Source organism: Exiguobacterium sp. s161 (genome assembly GCF_018619045.1).
Taxonomy (GTDB): Bacteria; Bacillota; Bacilli; order Exiguobacteriales; family Exiguobacteriaceae; genus Exiguobacterium_A; species Exiguobacterium_A indicum.
In genome coordinates this window covers 1,092,667-1,108,345 of sequence record NZ_JACSNH010000001.1, presented here as the reverse complement: position 1 = coordinate 1,108,345, position 15,679 = coordinate 1,092,667, and the positions used below count along the sequence as shown (strand labels likewise).

Annotated in this window: 11 protein-coding genes; all 11 read right to left on the bottom strand. The window is 47.9% G+C overall.

Annotated features, from left to right (window positions below; translation table 11 throughout):
• Positions 1 to 120 precede the first annotated feature (120 nt).
• On the bottom strand, positions 121 to 483 hold the full coding sequence (locus KNQ14_RS05410; RefSeq protein WP_023468555.1) for a DUF779 domain-containing protein: 363 nt from the start codon (positions 481 to 483) through the stop codon (positions 121 to 123).
• A 22-nt stretch (positions 484 to 505) separates the two neighbouring features.
• Positions 506 to 2,026 (bottom strand): aldehyde dehydrogenase, encoded by a 1,521-nt coding sequence (adh, locus tag KNQ14_RS05405; protein ID WP_214859903.1) that lies wholly within the window; start codon positions 2,024 to 2,026, stop codon positions 506 to 508.
• Positions 2,027 to 2,223: 197 nt separating this feature from the next.
• The gene (locus KNQ14_RS05400) at positions 2,224 to 2,748 is read right to left on the bottom strand and encodes a TraR/DksA C4-type zinc finger protein (protein WP_023468557.1); all 525 of its coding nucleotides are present in this window, start codon (positions 2,746 to 2,748) and stop codon (positions 2,224 to 2,226) included.
• Between the two features lie 68 nt (positions 2,749 to 2,816).
• Positions 2,817 to 3,614, bottom strand: a complete 798-nt coding sequence (locus KNQ14_RS05395) for a hypothetical protein (RefSeq protein WP_050678284.1) — start codon at positions 3,612 to 3,614, stop codon at positions 2,817 to 2,819.
• Between the two features lie 236 nt (positions 3,615 to 3,850).
• Positions 3,851 to 4,993 (bottom strand): mannitol-1-phosphate 5-dehydrogenase, encoded by a 1,143-nt coding sequence (locus KNQ14_RS05390; protein ID WP_214859900.1) that lies wholly within the window; start codon positions 4,991 to 4,993, stop codon positions 3,851 to 3,853.
• Positions 4,994 to 4,995: 2 nt separating this feature from the next.
• Complete coding sequence (locus KNQ14_RS05385) at positions 4,996 to 5,433, bottom strand: PTS mannitol transporter subunit IIA (RefSeq protein WP_231884652.1); 438 nt, start codon at positions 5,431 to 5,433, stop codon at positions 4,996 to 4,998.
• Positions 5,434 to 5,467: 34 nt separating this feature from the next.
• Positions 5,468 to 6,898 (bottom strand): PTS mannitol transporter subunit IIBC, encoded by a 1,431-nt coding sequence (locus KNQ14_RS05380; protein WP_064299708.1) that lies wholly within the window; start codon positions 6,896 to 6,898, stop codon positions 5,468 to 5,470.
• A 192-nt stretch (positions 6,899 to 7,090) separates the two neighbouring features.
• Positions 7,091 to 9,103 carry a BglG family transcription antiterminator gene (locus KNQ14_RS05375; RefSeq protein WP_214859898.1) on the bottom strand — a complete coding sequence of 671 codons (2,013 nt, stop codon included), beginning with the start codon at positions 9,101 to 9,103 and terminating at the stop codon, positions 7,091 to 7,093.
• Complete coding sequence (locus KNQ14_RS05370) at positions 9,096 to 9,389, bottom strand: PTS sugar transporter subunit IIB (RefSeq protein WP_214859896.1); 294 nt, start codon at positions 9,387 to 9,389, stop codon at positions 9,096 to 9,098. Before KNQ14_RS05370 ends, KNQ14_RS05375 begins: the two co-directional genes overlap by 8 nt.
• 158 nt (positions 9,390 to 9,547) lie before the next feature.
• Complete coding sequence (locus tag KNQ14_RS05365; RefSeq protein ID WP_214859894.1) at positions 9,548 to 11,014, bottom strand: glutamate synthase subunit beta; 1,467 nt, start codon at positions 11,012 to 11,014, stop codon at positions 9,548 to 9,550.
• Positions 11,011 to 15,483 carry a glutamate synthase large subunit gene (gltB, locus tag KNQ14_RS05360; protein ID WP_214859892.1) on the bottom strand — a complete coding sequence of 1,491 codons (4,473 nt, stop codon included), beginning with the start codon at positions 15,481 to 15,483 and terminating at the stop codon, positions 11,011 to 11,013. The genes KNQ14_RS05365 and gltB overlap by 4 nt, the downstream gene beginning before the upstream one ends.
• Between the last annotated feature and the right edge of the window lie 196 nt (positions 15,484 to 15,679).

Here is a 15,679-nt window from a genome sequence, read left to right as displayed (position 1 = left end):
TTATGCCGCATTACCAACTTTTATCCTGTTAGAACGTCGTGATACGAACAAAAAACACGATTCCGTACAAGCGACCTGAATGAACAAGTCGCATCGACGAAACCGTGTTTGATTCCTTTATTAGCTTGATGCTGATAGTTCAGCGTATTCCTCTTGCGTGAACGCACGGGAGCGTGTCAAAAAACGTTTCCCTTCGACACCTTCAAGAGAGAACATTCCGCCTCGACCATCCACGACATCAATGATGAGTTGCGTATGTTTCCAGTACTCATATTGATCTTCATGAATATAAAACGGACAACCACCGATCTCTCCCAGTTTTTTATCCTGATCTCCCAGGAATAGATCACCCTGCGCAAAACACATCGGGGAACTGCCATCGCAACAACCACCAGATTGATGAAACATCAACGGACCGTGTTTTTCTCTCAACTGGTCGATTAACTCTAAACAAGCTGCTGTCGCCTGAACACGTTCCACCATTTGCATCCACGTCCTTTCCGACTTAGAAGAAACCGAGTTTATTCGGGTTGTAACTAACGAGTAGGTTTTTCGTCCGTTGGTAATGGTTGAGCATCATCTTATGGTTTTCACGTCCGATCCCTGACATTTTGTAACCACCAAACGCCGCGTGAGCTGGATATTGGTGATAACAGTTCGTCCAGACGCGTCCTGCTTCGATCGCACGCCCAAACCGATAAGCACGGTTCATATCACGTGTCCAGACGCCCGCACCAAGACCATATAACGTATCATTCGCAATTTCGAGTGCTTCTTCTTCCGTCTTGAATGTCGTGACCGATAGAACCGGTCCGAAAATTTCTTCTTGGAAGATTCTCATCTTATTGTGTCCTTTGAAGATCGTTGGTTGGATGTAATATCCTTCTGCGAGATCCCCTTCGAGCATGTTGCGCTCTCCACCGATGAGACATTCTGCGCCTTCTGACTTACCGATTTCAAGATATGAAAGAATTTTCTCCATCTGCTCGTTCGAAGCTTGAGCACCCATCATGACGTCCGAATCAAGGGGATTTCCGATCTTGATGGCTTTGACGCGCTCAAGAACACGTTCCATGAACGGTTCGTAAATCGATTCTTGAATCAAGGCACGCGACGGACACGTACAGACTTCTCCTTGGTTCAACGCGAACATCAGTAATCCTTCGATTGCTTTATCGAAGAAAGCATCGTCTGCCTGCATGATATCCTCAAAGAAGATATTCGGTGATTTCCCACCGAGTTCGAGTGTGACTGGAATCAAATTTTGTGATGCGTACTGCATGATCAAACGTCCTGTCGTCGTCTCACCCGTAAAGGCGATTTTTGCGATTCGTTTGCTTGAAGCGAGCGGTTTCCCTGCTTCAAGACCAAAACCGTTGATGATGTTAAGAACACCCGGTGGGAGTAAATCCTCAATGAGCTCAACGAGTACCATGATGCTCGCTGGTGTTTGTTCTGCTGGTTTTAAGACGACGCAGTTCCCTGCCGCGAGTGCTGGCGCTAGTTTCCAGACAGCCATCAGGAGTGGGAAGTTCCATGGAATGATTTGACCAACGACGCCAAGTGGCTCATGGAAGTGATACGCGACCGTATCTTGATCGAGTTCGCCGACCGAACCTTCTTGGGCACGGATGACGCCGGCGAAATAACGGAAGTGATCGATTGCGAGCGGTAGATCGGCGTTGAGTGTCTCACGGACCGCTTTCCCGTTCTCAAGTGTCTCTGCATAAGCGAGCATCTCAAGGTTTTCTTCCATCCGATTCGCGATTTTATTTAAAATGTTTGAGCGTTCCGTTACAGACGTTTTCCCCCATGCTTCTTTTGCCGCGTGTGCTGCGTCAAGAGCCAGTTCGATATCTTCCTTACCGGAACGAGCGACTTGGCACAATACTTTACCAGTGACAGGTGTGACATTATCAAAATATTCTCCCCCGACAGGTGCAGTCCACTTTCCGTTGATGTAATTTTCATACCGTTCCTTGTACTGTACTTTTGACCCTTGCTTGTTCGGAATGTCATAAATCATGCATTATTTCCTCCCTCAACTAAAATGGTCAAGCAGTGAGACGGATGCTTGTATGCGCTTACATTTTAATATAGGCTAAAACAGCCCCCTCGATACCATCGTACCAAAATTATATGAAAAGTCAAAAAATTCCGGTAACTATTTATGATTTTTTTCGAGAAAAAAACATCTCCATTTTCGGGAGATGTTTTTGCCGGTCAAGACCGAGTCGGGTCAATTCCGTCTTCTTGGTCAGACGGTGTATCGGAACTACCGAAATCACTTACTTTCGAGAATCCATCCGTATCACCGTCGATGTCTTTCCCGCGGGCTGTGACAGATGGATCCAGTACGTCTTCTTCGCTTGGTCGCGAATTCGGGTCGTTCTCGTTTTGTTCTGCTTCTTCTTTTGCATGCTCGATGCATAATAACGTTTCCGGAATGATATCAAGACGTTCAATCTCAATCTCTTTTCCACAGACCTTACAAATGCCATACGTTCCGTCCTCGATCGCTTTTAGGGCACGGTCCACATCCGAGAGCATATCCTCTTGCATGTCCGTGATTGCTTGATCGCGTTCCCGCAAGAACAATTCATCGCCGGAATCGGCAGGATGATTATCGTAACTCGACAATTCACCTTCATCGTAGTCGGTATCGCGTTGTTCGATGTTTGATGTCGTCTTTTCTTTTTCCTTTAATAACCGTTGCTTGAATTCTTCCGTCTGTTGTTTAGATAACATGATTGTTCGACTCCCCTTCGTTAGAACCTCTGTTAAGAATGTAGCCTATTCGAAGAAGAGTTAAACCATCACGAACACTTATAAGAACGAATTGATCCATGAAGATCACAGATGACCGTCATGCATTCATTCCCATCGTTAAAACAAATCTGATGTGATCGTCCGTTCTTGGATGTCGTGATGTCATCAATCCACAGTTGCGAAGCATCTGCCGAAGACAGCATCGCAATTTTGTCACGAATCATGAATAAATCAAACGGTAACAGATTCAAGGATTGAATCGTCAAACCATGTTTACGGAAGAGTGGATCAAGCTGATATTGCGAAAGACTATACAAACACTTCTCGGCCCCACCAATCAACAACTGAATCGAATGGGAGGGCTCATGACTATCGATGCGCTCCTTGTGCAGGATGATTCGTCCTCGAACACCAGACTCATTGAAAATTCGTTGCGTATCCTCTTGTGAAAGGCGTGGTCCACCTTCCTTCACCTTTAAGACGATGTGGGCGAATTCAGCAAAATCAGGTTTCCCGATTTCAAGAGCCGGGATATGACGGACTTCTTCGCGTTCAATGATTTCAATCAAGTCACGCTCGACTTGGACACTGACCGTATCTGTCGAAAAGACACGGACGTCGATCACGAATTGATCAAGTACCGCATTTACTTCGATCGTGTACGTCAAATCAAGGTTTTTTTCTTGTTCAACCAATAGTCGATTCAAGATGAGTTGATGCAATAAATGGACTGGCGTACGCGAAGAAAATTGACTCGAATAAATCAAATGTTTTGGTCCGGTTCCTTTTGTAGTTTTTGGTCGTGCTCCGTTTAATCTATATACGTTCACTTTATAATTCAACATATGATCACCTTCTCTTACCTGAAAAATCGGAATAGAGATGTTCCGTTCATATAGCGTACAATGTATTTTAATCGCTAAATATTCGTTTTCGAATATTCCAAATTTAATATACAAATTGTAATCAAATTGTGATAGAAGAATTTCAAAAACTGATCATTTCGATGAGGACGTCGCATTTAATTCGATATACAAAAACACCTTTCACATCCCGTGAAAGGTGTTGAGAACACTTATTCTTAAGCAATCGAATTGACTTGGTGTTGCATCGCTTCATAATGTTCGATGATTCGAGATCCAAGTGGATCCGTTGCCGATAATTGTAAATACGCGTTTAGCGCATCTTCGATTCCATGTTTCGTAATATATGCATTTAATTCTGAAGATTCTGAATCATTTGGATCGAAATAGGTTAGAGCTGCTGCGATCCCACGCGCTAATCCATCTGCTTCGATGCCACGCTCCATCAATTCCTTTGCTGGTTTGACGAGTCGGTCACTTGGACTCAGTTTACGAATCGGTGAACGAGCGACACGTATGATTTCATCATGAATCCGCGGGTTTTCAAAGCGTTTCATATTCTTTTGGATATACGCACTATGATCGACCGGATTAAAGCCGTACTTTTCAAGTAATAGCCATCCTGTTTCGTAAAGTGCTGTCTGGACACCACGACGGATGCGTGGATCCGTTAGACTTTCAGCGATCGTCTCTTTATGGAATAGTGCTCCGAGATAAGAAGCGATCGCATGTCCCGTGTTGACGGTGAACAGCTTCCGCTCGATGAACGGTTCGATGTTCTCGACATAGGTGACACCTTCGATCCGTGGATAGGCTTCCGGTAGTCCAGTCGTCTCAATCACCCATTCAAAGAATTCTTCCACTTCGACGTACAACGGGTCTTCGTGATGTTGAAGCGGTACGATCCGGTCAACCGCTGCATTCGGGAAATACCAGTTTTCCGCTACGGGGTGATGTTTCGCTACCTCTGCTTGCAAGTGTTTTGACCCACCAATCATGTTCTCACACGCAATGACGTAGACAGGTGTCTTTTGATCACGTTGACGTAACCCTTCCGCGATCAAAGGAGCTACTTTCGACAACAAGCTCGGACCGACAGCTGTTGTAATCACATCTGCATCGCGAATCGCTGCAATGACTTGATCCGGTTCAGACAAACTGTTGAGCGCCGTTACGCCGTCGACCCGTTCACGTCCCCCTTGTTCAGAGGCATAACCGACCTCATAGGTATGGCGTGCTTTTAATGCATCGACGACCGTCGTATTGACATCTACGAAACAGACTTCGTAACCCGTCTTGACAAGTTGTAAGCCGATGAAACCACGTCCGATGTTACCGGCACCAAAATGGATGGCTTTCATGGTTACACCTCCGCTGTCAATAAGGCGATGATTTCTTCTTTTGATGTCGCTGCCACGATACGCTCGACGTTCTCCTCATCGGAGCAAATGACCGCGATATTCGAGAGCAACTCGAGATGTTCGTCCCCGACGCCAGCGATACCGATGACGAGTCGTGCTTGTTCCGTTCCGAACGTTACGCCTTGCGGTACTTGTAGAATCGATAGTCCTGTTTTCTTGACTTGTGATTTAGCCGACTCTGTTCCGTGGGGAATTGCGACATGATTACCGATATAGACCGTCGATAAAGCGTGACGCTCTTGCATTGAATCGATATAACCCGCTTCGACATATCCATGATCGACGAGGAGTTGACCGGCAGCCGTAATGGCTGCCGTCTCGTCTGCGAATTGTTGGTCCAGTAATACAAGTTCCGGTGAAAGGTTCATTGTCGTTGTCATGTTTATTCCTCCTTGAATATCTCTATCTTTATTTTTAAGAAATCTTATTTCTTGCTGTTTCGATCTCATGAACGAGTTGATCATAATATCCGGCATTTAAGAAATTATCGACTGATCGGTGTTCTGCCGTTGGTACCTGTTCCTTCGCCCGCTCCGTCAAATCACGATGCGTGATGATCAGTTCGGCGTTTGGCGGCAATTGACTGATCGACGTATTCGTTACCTTGATCGGTAAGCCCGCTTTATTGATCTTATTGCGAAGGACGGATGCTCCCATCGCACTCGATCCCATACCAGCGTCACAAGCGAAGATGATATGTTCGACTTCCGCAAGTGGTTTGGCATCAGCTGAAACGAGTGTCGAGGCAATCGATTGTTTTCCTTTCATCGCACTGACGTTCGCGCTTGCTTCTTCAAGGGATGTCTCTTTTGCTTTGCTTGTCTTCAGCAGAACAGTTGAGACAACGAAGGTCACAGATGCTGAAACAAGGACACCGGCGATCAATCCGACGTAAGAACCGCGGGATGCCATTGCAAGAACCGCAATGATACTACCTGGTGAAGCAGGTGCAACTAAACCGACATCAAATAGGACGAATGTGAGGATCCCACTCATACCACCTGCGATCATCGCAAGCAATAAGACCGGCTTCATCAAGACATACGGGAAGTAAATTTCGTGAATCCCACCGATGAACTGAATGAACGCGGCACCCGGTGCTGTTTTCTTTGCTGCACCAGAACCGAAGAACGAGTAAGCGAGTAACAATCCGAGACCCGGACCGGGGTTAGCTTCGAGTAAGAACAGAACTGATTTGCCCGCCTCGTTTACTTGATCGAGACCCAGTGGGCTTAAGATGCCGTGGTTGATGGCGTTGTTCAAGAATAAAATTTTCGCTGGTTCGATGAACAAACTCGCTAATGGTAGCAAGTGTGCACTGACGATCGCACCAACTGCTGCAGCCATGATGTCGTCAAGACCTGTCATGAGTGGTCCGAATACTTTGAATCCACCGAGCATCAACAAACCACCGATGATTCCGACCGAGAAATTGTTGACGAGCATTTCGAGACCTGGTTTGATTTTTCCTTCGATCAACTGATCGAACTTTTTGATGACGTATCCGCCAAGTGGTCCCATGATCATGGCACCGAGGAACATCGGAATCTCTGTTCCGACGATGACCCCCATCGTCGCGAGCGTCCCGACGACGCCCCCTCTGACGTCATGCATTAATTTTCCGCCTGTGTATCCGATCAGCAACGGTAAAAGATAGGTGATCGTCGGACCGACGAGTTCACCGAGTTCCTTATTTGGTGCCCATCCAGTTGGGATGAACAGTGCCGTGATGATCCCCCAGGCGATGAATGCACCGATGTTCGGCATGACCATACCGCTTAAAAAGCTTCCGAACCGTTGAACTTGTACACGGATGCCCCGTGCTCCATTTTGAGCTGTCGCCATTGCGTTAGCCTCCATTTCGTGTATGAGTTGATAAGATGATTGCTTTGCTATGACCTTATTGTAAGAGTACTGCAAGCGCTTACTCAATCTTTCCTAGTTCAGTCTTTGTCCAAGAAGTTGGACAGACTGAAAAGAAGCCTGCTTGACGTGAAAAAATCCCTGTCACTTCAGGAATGGAGTGACAGGGATTTTTCAAGTATGACCTAGGAATTGATCAATGACCGTTCGAAACGTTCGATTCAAAAGCAGACGAATCGTCTGTTCCTCCCCGAACTCGAATTGATCCATTTGTTCGGGACTCTCGATGATCGCAGCACTGATCGAACTGAGTAATTCAAGCAGTTCGTTCGAGGTCTCTTCCGGTGCGACCAAGACGAGGAGCCGTTCGACGGATTGTAACTGTTGATCCATTCCGAGCAAGTCGATCGGTTCAGGCAATTCAAAGATGAGGAATCCCCCTCGTTGAATCGTCGCATCGCGTCCGTGAAACAGCGCAAGCCGCGTTCCCGGAATACCAAGACCTGACATCTCATGACGACGTAGCAATTGTCCAGAGAGCGAAACAGCTGACTTCGCCAATCCTTGCTCGACCATGCGTGTACTGATCTCAAACAAGAGCGATTCAATCCCATCGCCCACGCGCTCTAACCGTTCCATCTTGAATCCATTCGATACTTGGATTGACGATGCGACGAGACGATGCAGTTGCTCAAGATCGAGCCATTCCGTTTTCGTCTGCCGTGGTGCCGGTTGAAAGGATTTAGGCAAGGCGAGAATTAATTTCCGGATCCGTTCGACCTCATCCTGAGGAAGTAACGGGTTAACGAGAAGATGTGGTGGGCGGATGTCAGGCAACGGTACGGTCGATAAAACGAAGTCGTACGATTCGATCGGTAACCGTTCGATGCCAAACAACGACGAGTTATCGATGTGCTCGAGTTCAGCGAATTCTTGACGCAATCGATTCATTAGTAACTTCGAAGAACCGAGTCCAGCAGAGCAGACGACTAGAACACGATATGGGAGTTTTGGTGTCGGTTTGCTGAGAACGGCACCGAAGTGCATGACCCAAAAAGCTAAATCCACGTCTTCGAATGTAACATCGGTGAAGATCGACAGTGCTGCTTGTTTGACCGCATCAAACAAGCGCGGATATTCCCGTTCGATTTGTTTGATGACATAAGATGGATTGACACTATTTTGACGTGTGTACGATTGAATATGCGAAACGAGTCCGCGTTCTAGCGCATGATCCTTCGTGAAGTTCGTTCCATACATTAAGGAAACACGTTCAATCAATCGTTTCACACGAAGACGCGTGACGAGTTCTTCCGTATCTCCTGCGTCCGATTGAAAGAAAGCACGCAACTCTTCTGATAACCATTGGCGTTCGGCAATCGACAATGTGTCAGGTAGTCGCTCTTCGACGCGTTCCACCCATTTGAGGATTTCGACCGGATACGCTTTTAACTCGTAACGCATCGGAAACTGATCTTTGCGCAACGCTTGTAAAGCTAAGCTGAGTGTCGCACGCATGATTTGTCGGTCATTGAGACGCCCTTCTTTCGTCAATGGCGCAATGACCGCGTACGCTTGATTGATCATCTCAAGCCAAGATGTTCGATTCAAGCGTAACAGATGAGGTAATTGCCCGGCGTCACCTTGTAACAACCGATAGAAAGCGAGAACATCCCATTGCGTAAAAATCAATGAAATCAGTAAACGGCGTTTGTTGATTTCTTCACCGATGACTTCAGCACCAATACCTTTTTTGCGCTTGATTTCAAGGTCATATTGCAGAAACCACTCATCAATCCGCTCTAAATCCTGGCTGACCGTGCTCGGAGCCACATACATCGCATGGGCGATCGCCTGTAATTTGACCATCCCTTCTTCTTGTAGTAGCCGATACGCTAACTCGACTTGGCGATCTTCAGCGTTCGGTAATTGTTTATGTGACAACAATAATTGGTCCCGTAATACATGTTTGGCTTCGTCCGTTCCTTCAATTAAGAGGCCTCTGCCGCGGACATATGTCAAACGCAAGTCATGATCTTCTAAAGATTGGGCAAGACGATCGCGTTCACGTTGAATCGTTCGTTCCGATGTCTCGAGCGTTTCCGCGATCTCTTGTATTTGAACAGGTTCTTCACGTGATAAGAGGAAAAATAAGATATCATGTTCCCGTGGTGTAAATTCAGTCATGCAGCCTCACTCTTTTCTGCCAAGATTCGAGGATGACATCATATGCAGTCGGATCAAGAACCCGATCGACAGGATGCACAGAACAATGTGTTTTCCATACGTGTCGATGGACGAGTTGCGTTTCTCCGACGATAAAAGATGCCTGATCAGGTAGTTCTGCGATCCGACATGTCTTAACGTCTGTCGTAATACCGCACTCAAGTAAGCGCTTTCTTAAAATCGTAGCCCCCATGATACTACTCGCCATTCCACTCTCGCATACGAAATAGATGATTTCTGAATTCACCTGTCATACCTCCTCTTCATTTTATAAGAATAGCAGAAATATTTTCGGTGTTTCACCTTGAAACAAAATCAATAGTTATTTTTGAACTGGCAGATTTCTTTGCCAAACACAAAAAAGCCTGGATTTCCGATGTTGCCAGAAAATCCAGACCATGTGATTTAGCCTGTTTGTTGCATTGCTTTTAAATAGTGTCCGACGGCTTCTGCTACTTCACGACCTTCGCGAATCGCCCAGACGATCAATGATTGACCACGTCTTGCGTCACCTGCGGCAAATACCCCTGGACGGTTCGTCGCATAACGCGTCGTCTTGATTTTCCCACGTTCCGAGGCGACTGCTAAATGTTCGAGTACGTTCTCTTCGACACCACTGAATCCAATGGCAATCCAGACTTGATCGACTGGGAAGTAACGATCGCTCCCTTTGATCTCCTCAAAGATCACTGTACCCGATTCATTTTTTGTTTTCGTCGTCTGAATCGTCCAGACACCGGTGACTTGACCCGATTCACTTGTTGTGAATCGCTTGATCGCGATCAAGTATTCACGAGGATCCCGACCGAATTGTTGAAAAGCTTCTGCGTACCCATAATCGATGGAGTAGAGTGACGGTGTATCCGGCCACATGTTTCCTGTTGCACGCGTCGTACCCGGTTGTTCATGTTTACCGAATTGGACGACGGAGCGACAACGTTGACGGAGTGCAGTTGCCACACAGTCCGCTCCGGTGTCGCCTCCACCGATGACGAGAATATCTTTATCTTTTGCGTCATGATCGGCAGACAACGGTTCTTGCGAGAGCACGTGACGTGTCACCCCTGTCAAATAATCCATCGCATAACCAACTCCACGCGTTGGCGCATCCGTTAATTTGCGTGGTTCCGTCGCGCCGACACATAAGATAACGGCGTCATACTCCGCTTCAAGTGTCTCGAGAGTGATATCTGCACCGATCGTGACGTTCGTCCGGAAGTGGATCCCTTCTGCTTCAAGCAAATCAACACGGCGCTGTACGACCTCTTTATCAAGTTTCATGGCTGGTATACCGTACGTGAGTAATCCGCCAATCCGATCTTCCCGCTCGTAGACCGTCACTTGGTGACCGGCTTGATTCAGCTGATCGGCAGCCGCAAGACCGGCAGGACCAGATCCAACGATGGCAATCGAACGTGTCGATCGTATTGCTGGAATTCGGGGCACGACCCATCCTTTTTCGAAGCCAATGTCGATGATCGTCCGTTCGATATCTTTGATTGCGACCGCAGGTTCATGAATCGACAACGTACACGACCCTTCACATGGCGCCGGGCAGACGCGACCCGTGAATTCCGGGAAATTGTTCGTCTCAAGAAGGCGATCGAGTGCCTCTTGAAAACGTCCTTCTTCTACGAGCAAGTTCCATTCTGGAATCAAGTTATAGACTGGACAACCAATCTTCACTTGATCAAATACTTCCCCTACATGGCAAAACGGGGTGCCACAATCCATACATCGACTTGCTTGTTGACTCGCTTCTGCTTCCGTCAAAGCCGTCTTATATTCCTTAAAATCACCCACTCGTTCGCTTGGATGTCGTTCCGTTCCACCCGAACGAGCAACTGTCATGAATTGATCGCGTCGTTTCATCGTACCCCTCCTGTTCTGCGCCCTAGATGTGTCTCAAATGCGAGCAACATCGCTTCTTCGGTGTTGTGTCCTTGTTTAGCGAAATCAGCCATCAACGTTGTCACTTTCTCATACGTCGAAGGAATGACGCGGATGAACGAATGAATGACATGATCCCAGTTCGCTAGAATCGCATCTCCCTGCTCACTTCCAGTCCGTGCGACGTGACGTTCGATGAACGTCTTCAGTCGCGCAATCTCTTCGACATGCGTGACAGGTCCCGTCGAAACGAGTTCGCGGTTGACACGTTGTAAAAATTGTTCAGGATGACGCGGCAAGACATAGGCGACACCACCTGACATACCGGCAGCAAAGTTTTTTCCGACATCGCCAAGTACTACGACGGATCCACCGGTCATATACTCGAGTCCATGGTTGCCGATTCCTTCGACGACGGCGACGGCTCCACTGTTTCGAACCGCAAATCGCTCACCTGCCTGACCGTTGACATAAAGTTCTCCACTTGTCGCCCCGTAAAGTGCGACATTACCAATGATCGATTGATCGGACGAGACGAACGAAATCGAACGTGGAGGATGAACGGCGATGATACCTCCGGACAATCCTTTCCCGACGTAATCATTCGCTTCTCCCGTGACATCAAGCGTTACTCCGCGTGGTAAATACGCGCCTAAACTTTGTCCGGCAGATCCATTCAGTTCGAGTTTCAATCGATCCGTTGGCAGACCAAGGGCCCCAAACCGTCTTGTTAGCATGGCACCGGTCTGCGTTCCGATCGCACGGTCTGTATTTTGAATCGTTAAACGTAGTGTCTGAGGCTGACTGAAATCTGTCGCCTCCAAATACGGCGAGATTTCACGCGCGTCAAAGGAACGCTCGACATGATGCTGTTGTTGTTCAGCCGGACCGTGTGTCACATGGACGAGGAGACGCGAAAAATCAAGACTCTTCGCCTTCCAATGCGTCCGTTGTCGCTCCGATGGTTCGAGTAGGTCCGTCCGCCCTACGAGATCTTGTAATCGGCTAACACCGAGTTTCGCTAAATGTTCTCGTACTTCCTCAGCAATGAACGTCATGAAATGGACGACGTCATCGGCAGATCCCGTGAATTTCTTACGGAGCTCTGGATCTTGCGTCGCGACACCAACAGGACACGTATCGAGATGACAAGCACGCATCATGATACATCCGACGGCGATGAGCGGAGCTGTCGCAAACCCATACTCATTCGCTCCGAGCATCGCGGCGAGGATGACGTCGCGACCAGTCAATAGCTTTCCGTCGGTTTCAAGGACGACACGCTCGCGCAACCCGTTTAATGTCAACGTTTGGTGGGTCTCAGCAAGACCAAGTTCCCATGGCAGTCCGGCATGTTGAATACTCGTCTTCGGCGAGGCACCCGTGCCGCCGTCATGACCACTGATGACAATGACGTCCGCAAGCCCCTTCGCAACTCCAGCCGCGATCGTTCCAACGCCACCTTTTGCGACAAGTTTGACGCTAATCCGGGCTTGATCGTTGGCACGTTTTAAGTCATGAATCAACTGGGCCAAATCTTCAATCGAATAGATATCATGGTGTGGAGGTGGGGAAATCAATCCAACACCCGGTGTCGATGCACGCACCCGTGCGATCCACGGATAGACTTTTTCACCAGGCAATTGACCGCCTTCTCCGGGCTTCGCACCTTGTGCCACCTTGATTTGTAATTCGTCCGCGTGAACGAGGTAATGACTTGTCACCCCAAAACGACCAGAGGCGATCTGCTTGATTCGACTCATCCGGAAGTCACCATTTTCATCCCGTTCGTATCGTTCCTCCTCTTCACCGCCTTCACCACTATTACTCTTTCCGCCTAGGCGGTTCATCGCGATCGCAAGCGTCTCGTGCGCTTCTTTTGATAACGAGCCGTATGACATCGCACCCGTCTTGAAGTATTTGACGATCTCGCTGACAGGCTCAACTTCTTCAATCGGGATCGCCGTCGTCTCCTTGAACGTCAACAGATGTCGTAGCACCGTTGCCGGTTCCTCCTGAATGCGTTGAGCGTACTTTTGATAGAGCCGGTAATCATTCGTACGGCATGCGTGTTGCAACAAATGAATCGTTGCTGGGTTAAAGGCATGATGTTCTCCCGCTTGACGGTACCGGAAGACACTACCGGACTCTAAATAAATCCGTTCATCTGCAACCTGTTGTGCTCGTCGGACTTCTTCTTCCATCAGTTCAAGCGTCATCCCGCTCAATTGAGAGACCGTACCAGTGAAATGCTGGTCGATGACGGAGCGATCGATTCCGACTGCTTCAAAGATTTGCGCACCACGGTAGCTGAAGACCGTCGAAATGCCCATCTTCGACATGACTTTGACGACGCCTTCCGTGACTGCTTTTTGGTAACGTTTGTCTACATCCGTAAAACGATCCCCTACCGCTTCTTCAAGCGTCGCATATGCCAGGTACGGATAAATCGCATCCGCACCATATCCGAGCAACGTCGCGACATGGTGGACTTCACGAATCTCTCCCCCTTCAACGATCAAGCTGAGATTTGTACGTAATCCCTTGCGGATCAGCGCATGATGAATCGCACTCGTCACTAAGAGGATTGGCATCGGCAATGTGCCGGGGCGTACTAGACGATCCGATAATGTCAATAATTCATACCCGTTTCGTGCAGCGGTCACAGCCTCATCAACGATCATGTCGAGCGCTTCTGCAAGCGAGTCAGTGAACGTCGTCGAAATCGTTTTTTGCTTAAGTCCACTTTGTTTAAGCGCATAGGCTTCGTCGGGTCGCAGAATCGGGGTCTCTAAGCGAACACGACGACAGTTCGCGCGGTTCGGCGTCAGCAGTTCCCCTTGTCGACCAAGCCATGTCAGCGTCGAGGTGACGATCTCTTCGCGTAACGCGTCAATTGGTGGATTCGTGACTTGTGCGAACAGTTGCTTGAAATATCGGAACAAGGATTGAGGGCGTTCACTTAAGACCGCTAGCGGTATATCCGTCCCCATCGCACCTAACGGATCCTTTTGTTCTTCGACGAGCGGGATCAAGTATTGATCGATATCTTCACGCGTATATCCGAAGTGTCGTTGTTTCGTTCCCAGTTCAACGAGTGTTTCCTTGAAGTCGTTACTTGAAAGGGAAACGACTTCTTGAGCGAGCCACTCCGCGTAGGGATGACGTGTCGCGAGCTCCCGTTTAATCTCTTCGTCTGCGATTAACTGACCGGACGCAAAGTCGAGTAAAAGCAGTTCACCCGGTGCTAATCGTTTTTTGTACAGAATGTCTTGTTCACGAAGAGGGAGTACACCTGCTTCTGACGACAACATGAAGTGACCGTCGCGCAACAATACATATCGCGCTGGGCGTAAACCGTTTCGGTCAAGCGTCGCACCAATCTGCTTCCCGTTCGTAAAGACGATTGCAGACGGACCATCCCATGGTTCCATCATGCTACTGTGGTATTCATAGTACGCGCGCTTCGCCGGTCTGATCTCAGCGTGTTCGAATGGTTCCGGTACGAGCATCAGTGCTGTCTCAGCAAGCGAGAGTCCGGACAGATGAAGAAACTCAAACGCATTATCAAGCATCGACGAGTCACTACCTGTCTCATCTAGAATCGGTAACACTTCCTCTGCCCGATTACCATACGTCGTCTCAGCAAGTCGACGTTCTCGACCGCGCATCGCCCGAATATTTCCTTGCAACGTATTGATTTCGCCGTTGTGAATCAAATAACGGTTCGGATGGGCACGTTTCCAACTTGGGAACGTATTTGTACTAAAACGCGAATGCACGATACCAAATCCTGATTGATAACGCTCGTCTCGTAAGTCATCGAAGTACGCGCGCAATTGATCCGTCGTCACGAGTCCTTTATAAACGATTGTTTCACTCGAGCTACTCAAGACGTATTGTTCAAGACCGAGTTGCTCCGATTCACGTTCAAATGCGCGACGAATCAAAAAGAGTGTTCGTTCAAATGTCAATCCTTCCATCGCCTTTGCACCAATGAAACATTGACGAATGACTGGCTCAGTGCGGCGGGCACCCGACCCAAGCACTTCGGACTGGACGGGTACGGTACGCCATCCTAAGACGTCTTGTCCTTCCGTCAAAATGATTGACTCTAACGTTCGTTCGAGTCGCACCCGTTCTCGTTCCTCACGTGGTAAGAACATCATGAAAACGCCATAATCCCCTTTTTTAGGGAAGGAAATGTGACGAACCGTTTCACGAAATAAACGATCTGGTAATTGCGTTAAAATACCCGCCCCGTCTCCGGTCTTCGCATCGCTTCCTTGTCCACCACGGTGTTCCATTTGACAAAGCATGGCCAATGCATGTTCAACGATTTCATGACTCGCTCGTCCTGTTTGATGTGCGTAAACCCCGATCCCGCACGCATCATGTTCCATACGAGGGTCGTATAATCCCTGCTGTTCAGGGTATTGATGAAATGTCATAGTAGCACTCTCCTTGCCTTCTTAATTTTCTGTATATTCAGTTAAATTATACTTTACACCCTTTTATGTTTATTCGCTACTATGCATAATCTTCATTTTATTTAACCTTCGAAGGTAGAATTACCATATATCAATATTGATAACGCTTACATAAACTTGGATATTCATTCAATATTTTTTTTGGTTGAATTCTACA